The sequence below is a fragment of the Streptomyces zhihengii genome, assembly GCF_016919245.1.
Classification (GTDB): Bacteria; Actinomycetota; Actinomycetes; order Streptomycetales; family Streptomycetaceae; genus Streptomyces; species Streptomyces zhihengii.
This window is the reverse complement of the sequence record NZ_JAFEJA010000002.1, coordinates 549,569-567,352: the sequence shown is the minus strand read 5'-3', so window position 1 is coordinate 567,352 and position 17,784 is coordinate 549,569. Positions and strand designations below refer to the sequence as shown.

At 73.5% G+C, this 17,784-nt stretch carries 2 pseudogenes; both read left to right on the top strand.

Annotation, left to right across the window (positions count from 1 at the left end):
- Positions 1 to 156: 156 nt before the first annotated feature.
- Positions 157 to 13,254 (top strand): annotated as a pseudogene (locus tag JE024_RS41315) (type I polyketide synthase); the annotation flags it as partial.
- Positions 13,255 to 13,389: 135 nt separating this feature from the next.
- Positions 13,390 to 17,718: pseudogene (locus tag JE024_RS42575) on the top strand (type I polyketide synthase); the annotation flags it as partial.
- Between the last annotated feature and the right edge of the window lie 66 nt (positions 17,719 to 17,784).

The following is a 17,784-nucleotide window of genomic DNA, read 5'->3' as shown; positions in this document are numbered from 1 at the left end:
TTCCCGGATCCGACCACGACACACCAAGAGGCCCTGATGTCCGACGAGATGAAACTGCGGGACTATCTCAAGCGGGTCACGGCCGACCTGCACACCACCAAGCAGCGGCTCCGGAACATCGAGGCGGCGGAGCGCGAGCCGATCGCGATCGTCGGGATGTCGTGCCGGCTGCCGGGCGGTGTGGTCTCGCCGGAGGGGTTGTGGGACCTCGTCGTGGACGGCGGGGACGGGATCACGGACTTCCCGGACGACCGCGGGTGGGATCTGGCCTGGGGCGGGGTGTCCGGGGTCGGTGGGTTCGTCGCCGGTGCCGGGGACTTCGACGCGGAGCTGTTCGGGATCAGTCCGCGGGAGGCCCTGGCGATGGACCCGCAGCAGCGTCTGCTGCTGGAGGGTGTGTGGGAGGCCTTCGAGAACGCGGGGCTGGACCCGTTGTCGCTGCGGGGCTCGTCGACCGGTGTGTACGCGGGGCTGATCTACCACGACTACGCGTCGAGCATGAGCGCGTTGCCGGAAGGGGTGGAGGCGTTCCTGGGCACGGGCAACGCCGGAAGTGTGCTGTCGGGGCGTGTGGCCTACGCCTTCGGGCTGGAGGGTCCGGCGGTGACGCTGGACACCGCGTGTTCGTCGTCCCTGGTGGCGTTGCATCTGGCCTGCCAGGCGCTGCGGTCGCGTGAGTGCGATCTGGCGGTGGCCGGCGGTGTGACGGTGCTGTCCACGCCGAGTGTGTTCGCGGACTTCGCGCAGCAGGGCGGGCTGGCGTCGGACGGGCGGTGCAAGGCGTTCGCCTCCGCCGCCGACGGCACCGGCTGGTCGGAGGGCACGGCCGTGCTGGTCGTCGAGCGGCTCTCGGACGCCCGGCGCAACGGGCACCATGTGCTGGCCGTGGTGCGGGGCACCGCGGTGAACCAGGACGGCGCGTCCAACGGGCTGACCGCCCCGAACGGCACCTCGCAGCAGCGGGTGATCGGGCAGGCGCTGGCGAACGCCCGGCTCACCGGCGCGGACGTCGACGTCGTGGAGGCCCACGGGACGGGCACCCGTCTGGGGGACCCGATCGAGGCGCAGGCGCTGCTGGCGACGTACGGCCGGGAGCGGGGGCCCGACGGCGAGCCGTTGTGGCTGGGGTCGGTGAAGTCGAACATCGGTCACACCCAGGCGGCCGCGGGTGCGGCGGGTGTGATCAAGATGGTCATGGCGATGCGGCACGGCGTCCTGCCGGCGACGCTGCACGTCGACGAGCCGTCCACCCAGGTGGACTGGACGGCGGGCGCTGTGGAGCTGCTCACCGAGGCGCGTCCCTGGCCCGGGGCGGGCCGTCCGCGCCGCGCGGCGGTGTCCTCGTTCGGCATCAGCGGCACCAACGCCCATGTCATCCTCGAACAGGCCCCGGATCCCGCCGACGAGGTGGCACCGGCGCGCGTGGTGCGGCCGGGGACGGTGCCGTGGCTGGTCTCGGCGAAGACGGCGGCGGGGCTCCGGGAGCAGGTGCAGAACCTGCTGTCGTTCATCTCCGAGCGGCCCGGTCTGGACCCGGTGGACGTGGGCTGGTCGACCGCGACGACGCGGGCAGCGCTGGAGCACCGCGCGGTGCTGACGGGCGCGACGGGCGAGCAGATGACGTCCGGCCAGGTCGGCGGCGGTCGGCTGGCGTTGCTGTTCACCGGCCAGGGCTCCCAGCGCGCCGGTATGGGGCTGGAGCTGTACGGCGCGTTCCCGGTGTTCGCGGGAGCGTTCGACGCGGTGTGCGCCCGGCTGGACGCGCGGCTGGAGCGTCCGCTGCGCGACGTCCTGGCCGACGGCGCCGACCTCGACCGGACCATGTGGGCGCAGGCGGGCCTGTTCGCCCTCGAAGTGGCCCTGTTCCGACTGGTCGAGTCGTGGGGTGTCACCCCCGATGTGCTGCTGGGGCACTCGCTGGGCGAGATCAGCGCCGCGCATGTCGCCGGCATCCTGTCGCTGGACGACGCGTGCGTGATGGTGGCCGAGCGGGGCCGGCTGATGCAGGCGCTGCCCGAGGGTGGCGGGATGCTCGCCGTGCAGGCGGGCGAGGCCGATGTCGCCGGCTCCGGCCTGGACGTCGCCGCCGTCAACGGCTCGGACTCCGTCGTCCTGTCCGGCGGCGTGGACGCGATCGAGCGCTACGCCGCCGTGTGCGCCGAGCAGGGCCGCCGGTTCACCGTCCTGTCGGTGTCGCACGCGTTCCACTCCGCTCTCATGGAGCCGATGCTGGAGCGGTTCGCCGCCGTGCTGTCCGGGCTGACGTTCCACCCGGCGCGGATTCCGGTGGTCTCCAACCTGACCGGCGCCGTGGCGGAACCGGGTCTGATGCAGCGCCCGGAGTACTGGCTGGAGCAGGTCCGGCGGACGGTGCGGTTCGGTGACGGCGTCGCGACGCTGGACGCCATGGGCGTGACCCGGTGCCTGGAACTGGGCCCGGACGGAGTGCTGTCCGGGCTGGCGCGCGAGACCGCCGGGGAAGCCGTCCTCGTACCGCTGCTGCGCAAGGACCGGGACGAGACCGCCTGTGCGATCGGCGCCGTGGGCCGGCTGTGGACGGCCGGTGTCGAGATCGACTGGGCCGGGGTGTTCGCGGGCTGGGGCGGGCGGGTCGTCGATCTGCCGGCGTACGCGTTCCAGCGTGACCGGTACTGGCCCGAGCAGGCCGCGGCGCCGGCCGGCCACTCCGACGTCGCGGACACGGAGTTCTGGAACGCCGTGGAGCGTGGCGACCTGCGGGAGCTGGCGGGCCTGGAGGCCGCGCTGCCGGCGCTGACGTCCTGGCGCCGGCAGCGCCGGGAGCAGGCCGCCGTCGACTCGTGGCGCTACCAGATCGCCTGGAAGCCGCTCACCGGACTGTCCTCGGCCTCTCTTTCCGGCACCTGGGTGGTGTGCGGGCGCGCGGACGGCGATGTCGTGGCGGCCCTGGAGGCGGCCGACGCGACGGTCGTGGTGGCCCCGGCCGACGAGGCGGCCTCGGTACCGGACGTCGCCGGTGTCGTGCTGGTCGCCGAGGGCTGGGCGGACGTGCTGGCCTCGGTGCACGCCCTGCGTGACGCCGCCGCGCCGCTGTGGGTGCTGACCCGGGGCGCGGTGTCCGTCGACTCGTCGGACCGGCCGGCGGACCCGCCGTCGGCGACGGCGTGGGGCCTGGGGCGGGTCGCCGCGCTCGAACTGCCGCACCGCTGGGGCGGCCTGATCGACCTGCCCGCGCAGTGGACCGAGCAGACGTCCGCGCGGCTCGTCGGCGTCCTCGCCGACGGCGCCGAGGACCAGGTCGCCGTCCGTGGGCCGGTCGTCTACGGCCGCCGCCTGGTGCGTGCCACTCCGGCGCGCCGGACCGCCCCGGAGTGGAACCCCGCCGGGACGGTCCTGATCACCGGTGGGACCGGCGCGCTCGGTGCGGTGGTGGCGCGCTGGCTCGCCGGCCGCGGCGCTCCGCGTCTGGTGCTCACGAGCCGCAGCGGCGTGGCCCCGGAAGGCCTGCTGGAGGAGCTGGCCGCGCTCGGCACGCGGGCGACCGTGGTCGCGTGCGACGTCACCGACCGGGACGCCCTCGCGGCGGTGATCGCCGCGATTCCGGAGCAGTGGCCTCTCACCGGTGTGGTCCACGCAGCGGGGATAGACGAGCCCGCGGCGCTGGAGGGGACCGGCCCGGACGCGATGGCCCGGGTGATGCGGAGCAAGACCGAGGGCACCGTCCTGCTGGAGGAGCTGACCCGGGACCTGCCGCTCGACCAGTTCGTGGTGTTCTCCTCGATCGCGGCGACCTGGGGCAGCGGCGGCCAGGGCGCGTACGCGGCCGGCAACGCGTTCCTGGACGCCTGGGCACAGGGCCGCCGTCATCGCGGACTGCCGGCCACCTCGATCGCCTGGGGCCCGTGGGCCGGGGCGGGCATGGCCGCCCGGGGCGAGGCCGAGCAGCTGCTGCGCCGTCAGGGGCTGTCCCCGATGGACCCGGACCTGGCCGTGCTCGCGCTGGCGCAGGCGATCGAGCAGCAGCAGGCTTGTGTGACCGTCGCCGATGTGGACTGGTCCCGGTTCGCCTCGACGTTCACCCTGGTGCGGCCGAGCCGGCTGCTGTCCGACCTGTCGGAAGCCGCCGCGGCGGCCGGCGGCGCCGTCCCCGGCAGCGGCTCGCACGCCGGGGACGAACTCCGGACGCAGCTCGCCGGCTCCCCCGTCGCCGAGCACCAGCGGATCCTCCTCCAGTTGGTCCGGGACGCCGTCGCGACCGTCCTGCAGTACCCCGACCCGCAGGCCCTCGACCCCGGACGCGCGTTCAAGGACCTCGGGTTCAGCTCGCTCACCGCCGTGGAGCTGCGCGACCTGCTGGTCGCCCGCACCGGGCTGCAACTGCCCACCACCCTGGTGTTCGACTACCCGATGCCGCTGGCTCTGGTGCAGTACCTGACGGGCCAGTTGCTCGGCGAGGCCGACCGCTCCCCCGCGACGCCGACGCCGACGCCGACACGGGCCGACACCCGGGAGCCGCTCGCGATCGTGGGCATGGCCTGCCGCTACCCCGGCGGCGTGACCTCCCCGGAAGCCCTGTGGCGGCTGGTCGTCGACGGGGAGGACGGCATCGCGCCGTTCCCCACCGACCGTGGCTGGCCGAGCGCCGCATCCGGCCGCATCGTGCAGCTGGGTGGATTCGTGGACGACGTCGCCGGGTTCGACGCCGGCCTGTTCGGGATCTCGCCGCGCGAGGCCCTGGCGATGGACCCGCAGCAGCGGCTGCTGCTGGAGGCCGCGTGGAGCACGTTCGAGTCGGCCGGCATGGACCCGCGGTCGCTGCGCGGCCGGAGCGTGGGCGTGTTCGCCGGCGCGGCCTCCTCCGGATATGGAGCGGCAGGAGTACCGGGTGCGGAGGGACACCTCCTCACCGGGACGGCGAACAGCGTGATCTCGGGCCGCATCGCCTACTCGTTCGGGCTGGAGGGCCCGGCGGTGACGGTGGACACGGCGTGTTCGTCGTCGCTGGTGGCCCTGCATCTGGCGGCGCAGGCGCTGCACAGCGGTGAGTGCGACATGGCGCTGGCCGGAGGCGTGACGGTGATGGCCACGCCGGGTGCGTTCGTCGAGTTCGACCGGCAGGACGGACTGGCGTCGGACGGCCGCTGCAAGGCCTTCTCGGCGGCGGCGGACGGCACGGGCTGGTCCGAGGGCGTCGGCCTGGTGATGCTGGAGCGGCTGTCGGATGCCCGGCGGAACGGGCACGAGGTGCTGGCGGTCGTGCGGGGCAGCGCGATCAACCAGGACGGTGCGTCGAACGGTCTGACGGCGCCGAACGGTCCGTCGCAGCAGCGGGTGATCCGCCAGGCACTGGCGAACGCACAGCTCACGGGCGCGGACGTGGACGCCGTCGAGGCCCACGGCACCGGCACGCGGCTCGGCGACCCGATCGAGGCCCAGTCACTGCTGGCGACCTACGGCCGGGAGCGCGGCGAGGACGGCGAGCCGCTGTGGCTCGGTTCGATCAAGTCGAACATCGGCCACACCCAGTCCGCGGCCGGTGTCGCGGGTGTGATCAAGATGGTCATGGCGATGCGGCACGGCGTCCTGCCGGCGACGCTGCACGTCGACGAGCCGTCACCGCACGTGGACTGGTCCGTCGGCGCGGTGGAGTTGCTGGCGCGGGCGCGTTCGTGGCCTGAGGTGGGTCGTCCGCGGCGTGCGGCGGTGTCGTCGTTCGGCATGTCCGGCACGAACGCGCACGTGGTGCTCGAACAGGCACCTGCGTCCGAGCCCGCTCAGGATCCCGGGCAGACCCCTGCGCCGGGGCCGCTGCCGATGTCGGGGCCGGTGTCGGGGCCGGGGCCGGTGCCGTGGGTGGTGTCGGCGGGGTCCGAGGCGGGGTTGCGGGCGCAGGTCGAGGGGTTGCGGTCGTTCGTGGCGGAGCGGCCGGAGCTGGCTCCGGCGGATGTGGGCTGGTCGCTGGCGACGGGCCGGGCCGCGCTGGAGCACCGTGCCGTGGTGGTGGGTGAGGGCCGGGACGAGCTCCTCACCGGCCTGTCCGCTGCCACCGGAGCCGGTGCTGCTGCCGGTGGTGGTGTGGTGTTCGTGTTCCCGGGTCAGGGGTCTCAGTGGCTGGGGATGGCGCGGGAGTTGTGGGAGTCGTCTCCGGTGTTCCGGGAGCGGCTGGTGGCGTGCGAGGCCGCGTTGGCGCCGCATGTGGACTGGTCGTTGACGGCTGTGCTGTTGAACGATGAGCCGTTGGACCGGGTGGATGTGATCCAGCCGGTGTTGTGGGCGGTGATGGTGTCGCTGGCCGAGGTCTGGCGGTCGGCTGGTGTCTCGCCGTCGGTGGTGGTCGGGCATTCGCAGGGTGAGATCGCCGCGGCGTGTGTGTCGGGCTGGTTGTCGTTGGAGGATGCGGCTCGGGTGGTGGCTCTGCGGTCGCGGGCGTTGCTGGCGGTCGCGGGTGGTGGCGGCATGGTGTCCGTCGCGGCCGGGCGCGCGGTGGTTGAGGAGCTGGCCTCCGGCCTGAACGGGCATGTGTCCGTGGCGGCGGTGAACGGCCCGTCGTCGACGGTGGTTTCCGGTTCTGTTGAGGCGCTGGACGAGTTGGTGGCGGAGTGTGAGCGGCGCGAGATCCGTGCGCGGCGGATTCCGGTGGACTATGCGTCGCATTCGCCGCAGATGGAGGAGTTGCGGGAGCGGATCCTGACGGATCTGGCGGAGGTGCGTCCGGCGGTTGGTTCGGTGGCGATGTTCTCCACGCTGACCGGTGCCGCCGTCGACGGCGCACTGGATGCTCAGTACTGGTTCGACAACCTGCGTTCCACGGTGGAGTTCGAGACCGCGGTCAGGTCTCTGCTCGACCAGGGCATGCGCACGTTCATCGAGGTCAGCGCCCACCCGGTGTTGACGGTTGGGATCGAGGAGACCGTCGACGCGACCGGCACCGACGCCGCCGTGTTCGGCACCCTGCGCCGGGACGAGGGCGGGCTGCGCCGGGTGCTGTCCGCGCTCGGCGAGGCGTGGGTCGCGGGCGTCGACGTGGACTGGACGACGGTCCTGACGGGTCGTCGTGTGGCGCTGCCGACCTACGCGTTCCAGCGCCAGCGGTACTGGCTGGACGCCCCGGTACTGCCGGTTCAGGGGGCCGCCGGCGACCCGGTGGAGTCCCGTTTCTGGGATGCCGTCGAGCGGGAGGACCTGGACGAACTCGCGGGCACCCTGCAACTGTCGGAGGCGCCGGGGGTGCTGGGGTCGGTGGTCCCGGCGCTGGCGTCGTGGCGGCGCGAACGCCGTCAGCGTTCGATGGTCGACACCTGGCGTTACCGGGTGACGTGGAGTCCGCTGGCCGGTCTTCCGGCGTCCGTGGGGCTGTCCGGCACGTGGGTGGTGGCGGGCCGGGTGGACGATGGGGTGGTCGCGGCGCTGTCGGGTGCGGGTGCCTCGGTGGTGGGTCTGCCGGTGGACGCGCTGTCGCAGCGGGATGTGCTGGCGGAGCGGATCACGGCGCTCGGGGACGTGTCCGGTGTGGTGCTGGTGACCGGCGCGGCCTCGGTGGTGTCCGAGGAGCTCGCGGGTGTGGTGGTACTGCTGCGCGCGTTGGGCGATGCGGGGTCGGGTGCGCCGTTGTGGGTGGTGACGCGGGGCGCTGTGGCTGTGGGTGCGTCGGATCGTGCGGGTGATCCGGTGCAGGCGGCGGTGTGGGGTCTGGGCCGGGTCGCGGCGCTGGAGTATCCGCAGCGCTGGGGCGGTCTCGTCGACCTGCCCGAGACCATCGATGCGCGGGCGGGTGACCGGCTTGCCGCCGTCCTCGCCGCCGGTCACGGGGAGGACCAGATCGCGGTCCGCGGGTCCGGCCTGTTCGGCCGCCGCCTCGTCCGGGCGACACCTGCGGCGGTGACCGATGCGGGATGGCCCCCGTCGGGCACCGTCCTGATCACCGGCGGCACCGGGGCGCTCGGTTCCGAAGTGGCACGTTGGCTGGCCGGGCGGGGCGTGCCGCATCTGGTGCTGACCAGCCGCACCGGCGTGGCCCCCGACGGTCTCGTCGAGGAACTGGCCACCCTGGGCGCTCGGGTGACGGTCGCCGCGTGCGACGTCGCCGACCGCGACGCTCTCGCGCGGGTCCTCGCGGATGTGCCCGTCGACGTGCCGTTGACCGGCATCGTCCACGCGGCCGGACTCGACGCGCCGCAACTGCTCGACGATGTCACCCCACAAGAGTTCTCATCGGTCCTGCGGGCCAAGGTCGACGGGACCGTGCACCTGGACGAGCTGACGGAGGGGTTGCCGCTTCAGTTGTTCGTGGTGTTCTCCTCGGGTGCCGCTGTCTGGGGCAGCGGAGGCCAGGCCGCGTATGCGGCGGGTAATGCGTTCCTGGACGCCTGGGTCGAGCGGCGCCGTGAGCGCGGGCTGGCCGGGACGTCGGTGGCGTGGGGAGCCTGGGACGGTGCCGGAATGGCCGTCCGGGGCGGTGCGCTGGAGCAACTGCGCCGGCGCGGGCTGGTCCCGATGGACCCGACGTCGGCGATGCGGGCCCTGGCGGCCGCCGTCGACGCCGGAGAGTCGCACCTGACCGTCGCCGACATCGACTGGCCCGTCTTCACGCCCTCGTTCACCGCGATCCGCCCCAGCGCACTGCTCTCCGCACTGCCCGAGGCTCTCGCCTCTGCGGAGTCGCTGGAGGAGGGGCAGGAAACCGCGGGTTCGGCGGGCCTGCGGCAGCGCCTTGCCTCCGTTCCCGCCGGACAGCGGCGGAAGCTGGTCGCGGAACTCGTGCGGACACACGCGGCGGCGGTGCTGGGACACGCCGACGTGGAGGCCGTGGAGCCCTCCAGGGCGTTCCGGGATCTGGGCTTCGACTCGCTGATGGCCGTCGAGGTCCGCAACCGTCTTCAGTCGGCGACCGGTCTGCGGCTGCCCGCGACCCTGGTCTTCGACCACCCCACCCCGCTCGTCCTGACCGACTTCCTCCTGACCCACCTCGACGGCGGCGCGGCCGCGGCACCCGCGCAGACGGTGCCCACGGCCGTGGCGGTGGACGAGCCGGTCGCGATCGTCGGCATGGCCTGCCGCTTCCCCGGCGGCGTCACCTCACCCGGGGCGCTGTGGAACCTGGTGGAGGACGCGCGCGACGCCGTCGGCCCCTTCCCCACGGACCGGGGCTGGCCCGCCGCACTGGCCGGCCAAGGCGCGTTCCTCGACACCGCCGCCGACTTCGACGCCGGCCTGTTCGGGATCAGCCCGCGCGAGGCCCTCGCGATGGACCCCCAGCAGCGGCTGCTCCTGGAAGCGGCCTGGGAGACGTTCGAATCGGCGTCGGTCGACCCGGCGGTCCTGCGCGGCACGTCCACCGGCGTGTTCGTCGGCGGCACCACCTCCGGATACGGCACCGGCATGCAGATGCCGCAAGGCGCGGAAGGACACCTGCTGACCGGCAACGCGACCAGCGTGATGTCCGGCCGCGTCGCCTACACCTTCGGCCTCGAAGGCCCCGCCGTCACCGTCGACACCGCCTGCTCCTCCTCCCTGGTCGCCCTGCACCTGGCCGCCCAGGCACTGCGGACCGGGGAATGCGACCTCGCCCTCGCCGGAGGCGTGACCGTGATGATCAACGCGGGAGTCTTCGCGGAGTTCGACCGGCAGGGCGGACTGGCCTCCGACGGCCGGTGCAAGGCTTTCGCCGCCGGATCCGACGGCATGGGCTGGGGCGAAGGCGTCGGCCTGCTGCTGGTCGAACGGCTCTCCGACGCACGGCGCAACGGGCACCACGTCCTCGCCGTCCTCAGGGGCAGCGCCGTGAACCAGGACGGCGCCTCCAACGGCCTCAGCGCACCCAACGGCCCCGCCCAGCAGCGGGTCATCCGCCAGGCCCTCGCCAACGCCCGCCTCACCACCGCGGACATCGACATGGTCGAGGCCCACGGCACCGGCACCCCCCTCGGCGACCCCATCGAGGCCCAGGCACTCCTCGCCACCTACGGCCAGGACCGGGGCACCGAAGGCGAACCGCTGTGGATCGGATCCGTCAAGTCCAACATCGCCCACACCCAGGCCGCCGCAGGAGTCGCCGGCGTCATCAAGACGGTGATGGCCCTGCGGCACGGCGTGCTGCCCCCGACCCTGCACGTGGACGAGCCGTCGACCCAGGTGGACTGGTCGGCGGGCGCGGTGGAACTCCTCACCGAACCACGCCCCTGGCCCAAAACCGGTGACCTTCCGCGCCGCGCGGCGGTGTCGTCCTTCGGCATCAGCGGCACCAACGCCCACGTCATCCTCGAACAAGCACCTGAACCGCGGCCTGCTCAGGAATCCGCGACGGCACCCACCCCCGGACCCGTGCCGTGGCTGGTGTCGGCGAAGACCGAGACCGCACTGCGGGCACAGGTCGAGCGGCTGCGGGAGTTCGTCGCGGAGCGCCCGGAGCTGAACCCGGTGGACATCGGCTGGTCCCTCGCGACCACCCGCAGCGCACTGGAGCACCGCGCAGTCCTGACGAAGGACACCACCCTCGCCTCCGACGTCGCCACCGAGGGCCGGACGGCGTTCCTGTTCACGGGTCAGGGATCGCAGCGCGCCGGCATGGGCCTGGGGCTCTACGAGCAGTTCCCGGTGTTCGCCGACGCCTTCGACGCGGTCTGCGCCCGCCTCGACCTGCGCCTCGAACGCCCCCTGCGCGACGTTCTGACCGACGGAACCGACCTCGACCGGACCATGTGGGCGCAGGCCGGCCTCTTCGCCCTCGAAGTCGCCCTCTTCCGCCTCGTCGAGTCCTGGGGCGTCACCCCGGACGTCCTGCTCGGCCACTCGCTGGGCGAGATCAGCGCCGCGCACGTCGCGGGCATCCTCGACCTCGACGACGCGTGCGTGCTGGTCGCCGAGCGCGGCCGCCTGATGCAGGCGCTGCCCGCCGGTGGCGGCATGCTCGCCGTCCAGGCCACCGAGGCGGACGTCGCCGACTCCGGCCTGGACATCGCCGCGGTCAACGGCCCCGACTCCGTCGTCCTCTCCGGCAGCCTCGACGCCATCGAGCGCTACACCACCCACTGCGCCCAACAGGGACGCAAGTTCACCGTCCTCACCGTGTCGCACGCGTTCCACTCCGCCCTCATGGAACCCATGCTGGACGACTTCGCGGACACGCTGGCAGGGCTGACGTTCCACCCCGCGCAGATCCCCGTCGTCTCCAACCTGACCGGCGCCGTCGCCGAACCGGGGCTGATGCAGGAACCGGACTACTGGCTCCGTCAGATCCGCAACACCGTCCGCTTCGCCGACGGCGTCACCGCCCTCGCCGCACAAGGCGTCACGCGCTGCCTGGAGCTCGGCCCGGACGGGGTCCTCTCCGGCATGGCCCAGCACACCACCACCGACGCCGTGTTCGCCACCGTCCTGCGCAAGGACCGCGACGAGACCGACACCGCCCTCACCGCACTCAGCCGCCTGTGGACCTCCGGCGCCACCGTCGACTGGACGACCCTGCACACCGGCTGGGGCGGACGCGTCATCACCCTCCCCACCTACCCCTTCCAACACAAGCGCTACTGGCCCGAACCCGCACCCGACACCCTCACCACCCCCACCACCGAAACCGGATTCTGGGACGCCGTCGAACGCGAAGACCTCCAGCAACTCGCCACCGAACTCGACCTCCCCGAAACCCCCACCGCACTCGGCGACGTCCTCCCCGTCCTCTCCGCCTGGCGACGACGCCGACGCGAACGCTCCCGAACCGACTCCTGGCGCTACCGCATCACCTGGACACCACTCGACACCCACCAGCCGACACCACTGACCGGCACCTGGGCCCTCATCGGACCCGAGGACACCGACATCACCACCGCCCTCACCACCGCCCTCACCACCGCAGGCGCGACCGTGATCGGCGTGTCGCTGGAGGAGGTGGCGGAGCTGCCCGAGCTGGCCGGTGTGGTGCTGGTCGCCGATGATCTGGCCGAGACGCTGGCCGTGGTGCAGCGTCTGGGCCCGGTGCTGGTGCCGTTGTGGGTGCTGACACGGGGCGCGGTGTCGGTCGGCGGTTCCGACCGGATCGAGAACCCGGACCTGGCGACGGTGTGGGGTCTGGGGCGGGTCGCGGCACTTGAGGTGCCGGCCCGCTGGGGCGGTCTCGTCGACCTGCCCGAGGTCGTGGACGCACGGGCGGGTGCCCGGCTCGCGGGTGTGCTGGCCGCCGGCGGCGGTGAGGATCAGATCGCGATCCGCAGTTCCGGTGTGTACGGCCGGCGGCTGGTGCGTGCGAGGCCTGCGGCCGTGGCCGGTGCGGGCTGGCAGCCCTCGGGCACGGTCCTGGTCACCGGTGGCACGGGGGCGCTCGGCTCCGAGGTGGCCCGGTGGCTGGCGGGCCGGGGTGTGCCGCATCTGGTGCTGACCAGCCGTGGCGGCGTCGCGCCCGACGGCCTGGTGGAGGAACTCGTCGCTCTGGGCGCTCGGGTGACGGTGGCCGCGTGCGACGTGGCCGACCGGGCCGCCCTCGCGCGGGTCGTCGCGGATGTGCCCGCCGAGTGGCCGCTGACCGGTGTCGTGCACGCGGCCGGACTCGACGTTCCGCAGCCGCTGGAGGACGCCACTTCGGAGGCGTTCACCACGGTGCTGCGCGCCAAGGTCGAGGGGACGAAGTGCCTGGACGAGCTGACGCGGGAGCTGCCGCTGGATCTGTTCGTGGTCTTCTCGTCGGTCTCGGCGACGTGGGGCAGCGGAGGCCAGAGCCCGTACGCGGCCGGCAACGCGTTCCTGGACGCCTGGGTGCAGCACCGCCGCGACCGCGGGCTGCCGGGCACGTCCGTCGCCTGGGGCCCGTGGGCCGGAGGGGGGATGGCGACGCCGGACGAGACGGAGGACTATCTGCGCAGGCACGGGCTGATGCCGATGGACCCGGGTCTGGCGATCCGGTCGCTGGCGCAGGCCGTCGACGCGCAGGAGTCGAACCTGACCGTCGCGGACATCAACTGGGCCGTCTTCGGGCCCCGGTTCACCGCGTATCGATCCAGTCCGCTGCTGGCGGACCACCTGGAGGCCGCCGAGCTGCTGCAGTCGGCCCCGGGCGGGGAGCCCGAGGCGGAACTGCTGCGGAAGTTCGCCTCGGCTCCGGCCGAGCAGCGTTCGCGGATGCTCCTGGACCTGGTGCGTGAGCAGGCCGCGGGTGTTCTCGGGCACGCCGGTCCGCAGGAGGTCGAGCCCGACCGGGCGTTCCGTGATCTCGGTTTCGATTCGCTGATGGCGGTCGAGATGCGCAACCTGCTGTCCGGGTTCACCGGTCTGGCCCACCCCGCGACGCTCGTCTTCGACTACCCCACTCCGCTGTCGCTGGCACGGCATCTGGCGGAGCTGCTGGCAGGCGAGGAGTCCGATGCGGGCGCAGGCGCGCCGACGTCGTGGAAGTCCGTTGACGAGCCGCTCGCGATCGTGGGTATGGCGTGCCGGTTCCCGGGCGGGACGACGACACCCGAGCGGCTGTGGGACCTGGTCGTGGGTGGTGGGGACGCCATGTCCGCCTTCCCGACCGACCGGGGCTGGCCCGAGGGGGTGTTCGGGACGTACACGCCGATCGGCGGGTTCGTGGACGACGCCGACGAGTTCGACGCGGGGCTGTTCGGGATCTCGCCGCGCGAGGCGTTGACGATGGACCCGCAGCAGCGGCTGCTGCTGGAGACCGCGTGGGAGACCTTCGAGTCGGCGGGCATGGATCCGCGGTCGCTGCGCGGACGGAGTGTGGGTGTGTTCGCGGGCACGAACGGCCAGGACTACATGCACCTGCTCGCCGTCTCCGACGATCAGGGTGACGGACACGCCGCCGTCGGGAACGCGGCCGCCGTGCTCTCCGGCCGGATCTCCTACGTCTTCGGCCTCGAAGGCCCGGCCGTCACCGTCGACACCGCCTGCTCGTCGTCCCTGGTGGCCCTGCACTGGGCCGGTCAGGCACTGCGGTCCGGTGAGTGCGAACTCGCGCTCGTCGGCGGTGTGACCGTGATGGCCACGCCGGGTGCGTTCGCCGAGTTCGACCGCCAGGACGGCCTCGCCTCCGACGGCCGCTGCAAGGCCTTCGCCGCCGCGGCCGACGGCACCGGCTGGGGCGAAGGCGCCGGCCTCCTCCTCGTCGAACGCCTCTCCGACGCCCAGCGCAACGGACACCACATCCTCGCCGTCGTCCGGGGCAGCGCCGTCAACCAGGACGGGGCCAGCAACGGACTCACCGCACCCAACGGGCCGGCCCAGCAGCGGGTCATCCGCCAGGCGCTGGCCGACGCGCAGCTCACCGGTACGGATGTCGACGCCGTCGAAGCCCATGGCACGGGTACCCGCCTCGGCGACCCGATCGAGGCACAGGCCCTGCTCGCCACCTACGGCCAGGGCCGCGGCGAGGGTGACGCACCGCTGTGGCTGGGGTCGGTGAAGTCGAACATCGGCCACACCCAGGCGGCCGCCGGTGTCGCCGGTGTGATCAAGATGGTGATGGCCCTGCGGCACGGAGTGCTGCCCGCGACGCTCCACGTCGACGAGCCCTCGCCCCATGTGGACTGGTCCGCCGGTGCGGTGGAGCTGCTGACCGGGAACCGTGAGTGGCCGGAGACGGGTCGTCCGCGGCGTGCGGGGGTGTCCTCGTTCGGGATCAGCGGTACCAACGCGCATGTGATCCTGGAGCAGGCTCCGGACCGGGTGCCGGTGGCCGCGGCGCGGCAGGTGCCGGGGGTGGTGCCGTGGGTGGTGGCGGCGAAGACGGAGGCCGCGCTGGGGGCGCAGGTCGAGCGGCTGCGGTCGTTCGTGGCGGAGCGTCCGGCGCTGGATCCGGTGGATGTCGGCTGGTCCCTCGCGAGCACCCGTGCCGCGCTGGAGCACCGGGTGGTGCTCGACGCGGGCGGGGACGTGCTCGCCGCGGGTGTGGCGGGTGAGGGCCGCCTGGCGTTCCTGTTCACCGGCCAGGGTTCGCAGCGGGCCGGTATGGGCCTGGGGCTCTACGACGCCTTTCCGGTCTTCGCCGACGCCTTCGACGCGGTCTGCGCCCGGCTGGACGCCCGGCTGGAGCGGCCCCTGCGGGAGGTCCTGACCGACGGTGCCGAACTGGACCGGACGATGTGGGCCCAGGCGGGCCTGTTCGCCCTCGAAGTGGCCCTGTTCCGGCTCGTCGAGTCGTGGGGCGTCACGCCCGATGTGCTGCTGGGCCACTCGCTGGGCGAGATCACCGCAGCGCATGTGTCCGGGATCCTGTCCCTGGACGACGCGTGCGTGCTGGTCGCCGAACGCGGCCGGCTGATGCAGGCGCTGCCCGCCGGTGGCGGCATGCTCGCCGTCCAGGCGACCGAAGCCGATGTCGCCGACTCCGGACTCGACATCGCCGCCGTCAACGGCCCCACCTCCGTCGTCCTCTCCGGCAGTCTCGAAGCCGTCGAGGCCTACGCCGCCCACTGCGCCGGACAGGGCATCCGGCACAACACCCTCACCGTGTCGCACGCGTTCCACTCCGCCCACATGGAGCCCGTGCTGGAGGAGTTCGGCCGCGTCCTGGACGGGCTGACGTTCCACCCCGCACGCATCCCGGTCGTCTCCAACCTGACCGGCGCGGTGGCCGAACCGGGGCTGATGCAGGACCCGGACTACTGGCTCCGCCAGATCCGCCGGCCCGTCCGCTTCGCCGACGGCGTCACCGCCCTCGACGCCATGGGCGTCACCCGCTACCTGGAGCTGGGCCCGGACGGAGTCCTGTCCGCGATGGTCCGGGACATCACCGCCGACGCCGTGTTCGCCGCCGTCCTGCGCAAGGACCGCGACGAGACCGACACCGCCCTCACGGCACTCGGCCGCCTGTGGACGGCGGGCGTCGCCGTCGACTGGGCGAAGCTGTACGCGGGGTGGGGCGGCCAGGTGATCCCGCTGCCGACCTATGCCTTCCAGCGGGCGCGCTACTGGCCGGAGATCTCGGCCCGGACGGTCACCGGCGGCATGGTGGACGCCACGTTCTGGGACGCCGTGGAGCGCGGTGACCTGGAGGAGCTGGCCGGACTCGAATCGGCGCTGCCCGCGCTGTCCGCATGGCGGCAGCGCCATCAGCAGCGGTCGCTCCTCGACTCGTGGCGTCATCGGGTCGTCTGGAAGCCGGTCACCGATCTGCCCGCCGTCGAGGGCTCCGCCGGTACCTGGCTGGTCGTCTCGTCCGCCGACGGTCCGCGAGCCGGGATCACCGCCGCGCTGGCCGGCGTCGGCGCCGCCGCGGTGAGCCTGCCGGTCGACGGTGCGCACATGACGCGGCAGGTCCTGGCCGAGCGGATCGAGCAGGCGCTCGCCGGGGCAGGCAGGATCGCCGGGGTCGTCTCGCTGACGGCGCTCGGCGCGCCCGACGAGAGGGCGGGCGTCGCGGGCACGCTGGAGCTGGCCCGCGCCCTCGGCGACGCGGGTGTCGACGCCCGTCTGTGGTGTGTCACCTCGGGTGCGGTGTCGACCGGTGTGTCCGATCCGGTCCGCAGTCCCGCGCAGGCGCTGGTCTGGGGGCTCGGCCGCGCGATCGACCGTGCCGGAACCGTCCCCTGGGGTGGTCTGATCGACCTGCCCGAGGAGCCCGCCGACCGTGACTGGCCGCAGTTCGCCGCCGCGCTGATGTCCGGAGCGGACCAGCTGGCGGTCCGTGACGGTCAGCTCCGGCAGCCCCGGCTGGTGCCGGACGTGCCGAACCCGGTCACCGACGACAAGCCGGTCCGCTGGCCGGAGTCCGGGACGGTGCTGGTGGTCGGCGGCACGGGCACGATCGGTGCCGGGACGGCCCGCCGGCTCGCCGACGAGGGCGTCCGGCACCTGCTGCTGACCGGCCCGGACGGCTCGGCGGCGCCCGGCGCGGCCGAGCTGGTCGGGGACCTGACCGGGCGCGGTGCGCAGGTCACGGTCGCGTCCTGCGCACCGGCGGACCGTGCGGCTCTGGCGGAGGTCGTCGCGGGGGTCCCCGGCGAGCGGCCGCTGGCCGCCGTCGTGTACGCGCCCGACATCGCCGCGGACGGCGAGGCTTCGGCACTGACGCCCGCCGGGCTCGACGTGATCGACCGGGCCGTGGCCGGGGCACGCAACCTGCACGAACTCACCGCCGGCCTCGGTCTGTCCGCGTTCGTGCTGCTGGCACCGGCCGCCGGAGTCTGGGGTGATGCCCGGCAGGCCGCCCGGTCGGCGGTCGGGGCCTACCTCGACGCCCTGGCCGCCCATCGCCGCGCGGGCGGAGCGGCCGCGGTGTCGGTGGCCTGGGGTCCGTGGACGGACGCCGTCGCCGATGATCCGGAGGAGCCGGAGCGGGCGCGGGACGGCAGCCTGCGGACGATGCCACCGGAGCTGGCGACCGGTGTCCTCGCGATGCTGCCGGACCGCCCGGACGCGGGTGTCGTCGTCGCCGACGTCAACTGGCCGCGGTTCGCCGCCGCGTACACGGTGGACCGGGACCGTCGCCTGCTGGCCGATCTGCCGGAGGTGCGCCGTCTGCGGGGCATCGGCACGGTGGACGGGGGCGAGGATCCCGGGGGCTTCCGGGAGCGGCTGGAGCGGCTGCCGCGCGCCGAACGGTATCGCGCGACGGTGCACCTGGTCCGGGCGCACACGGCGGCGGTGCTCGCCTATCCGGACGTGGAGGCGGTCGAACCGGACCGTGAGTTCCTGGAGTTGGGCATGAGTTCCCTGACGGCGGTCGAGCTCCGCGACGCCCTGCAGGTCGCCGCGGGCGTGCCGCTGGGCGGCTCGGTGGTGTTCGAGCACACCACACCGGCCGCGCTGGGGGCCCATGTGCTGCACCTGGTGCTCGGTCCGGACGCTGGCGACGCGGTGGCCGAGGAGGCCGGC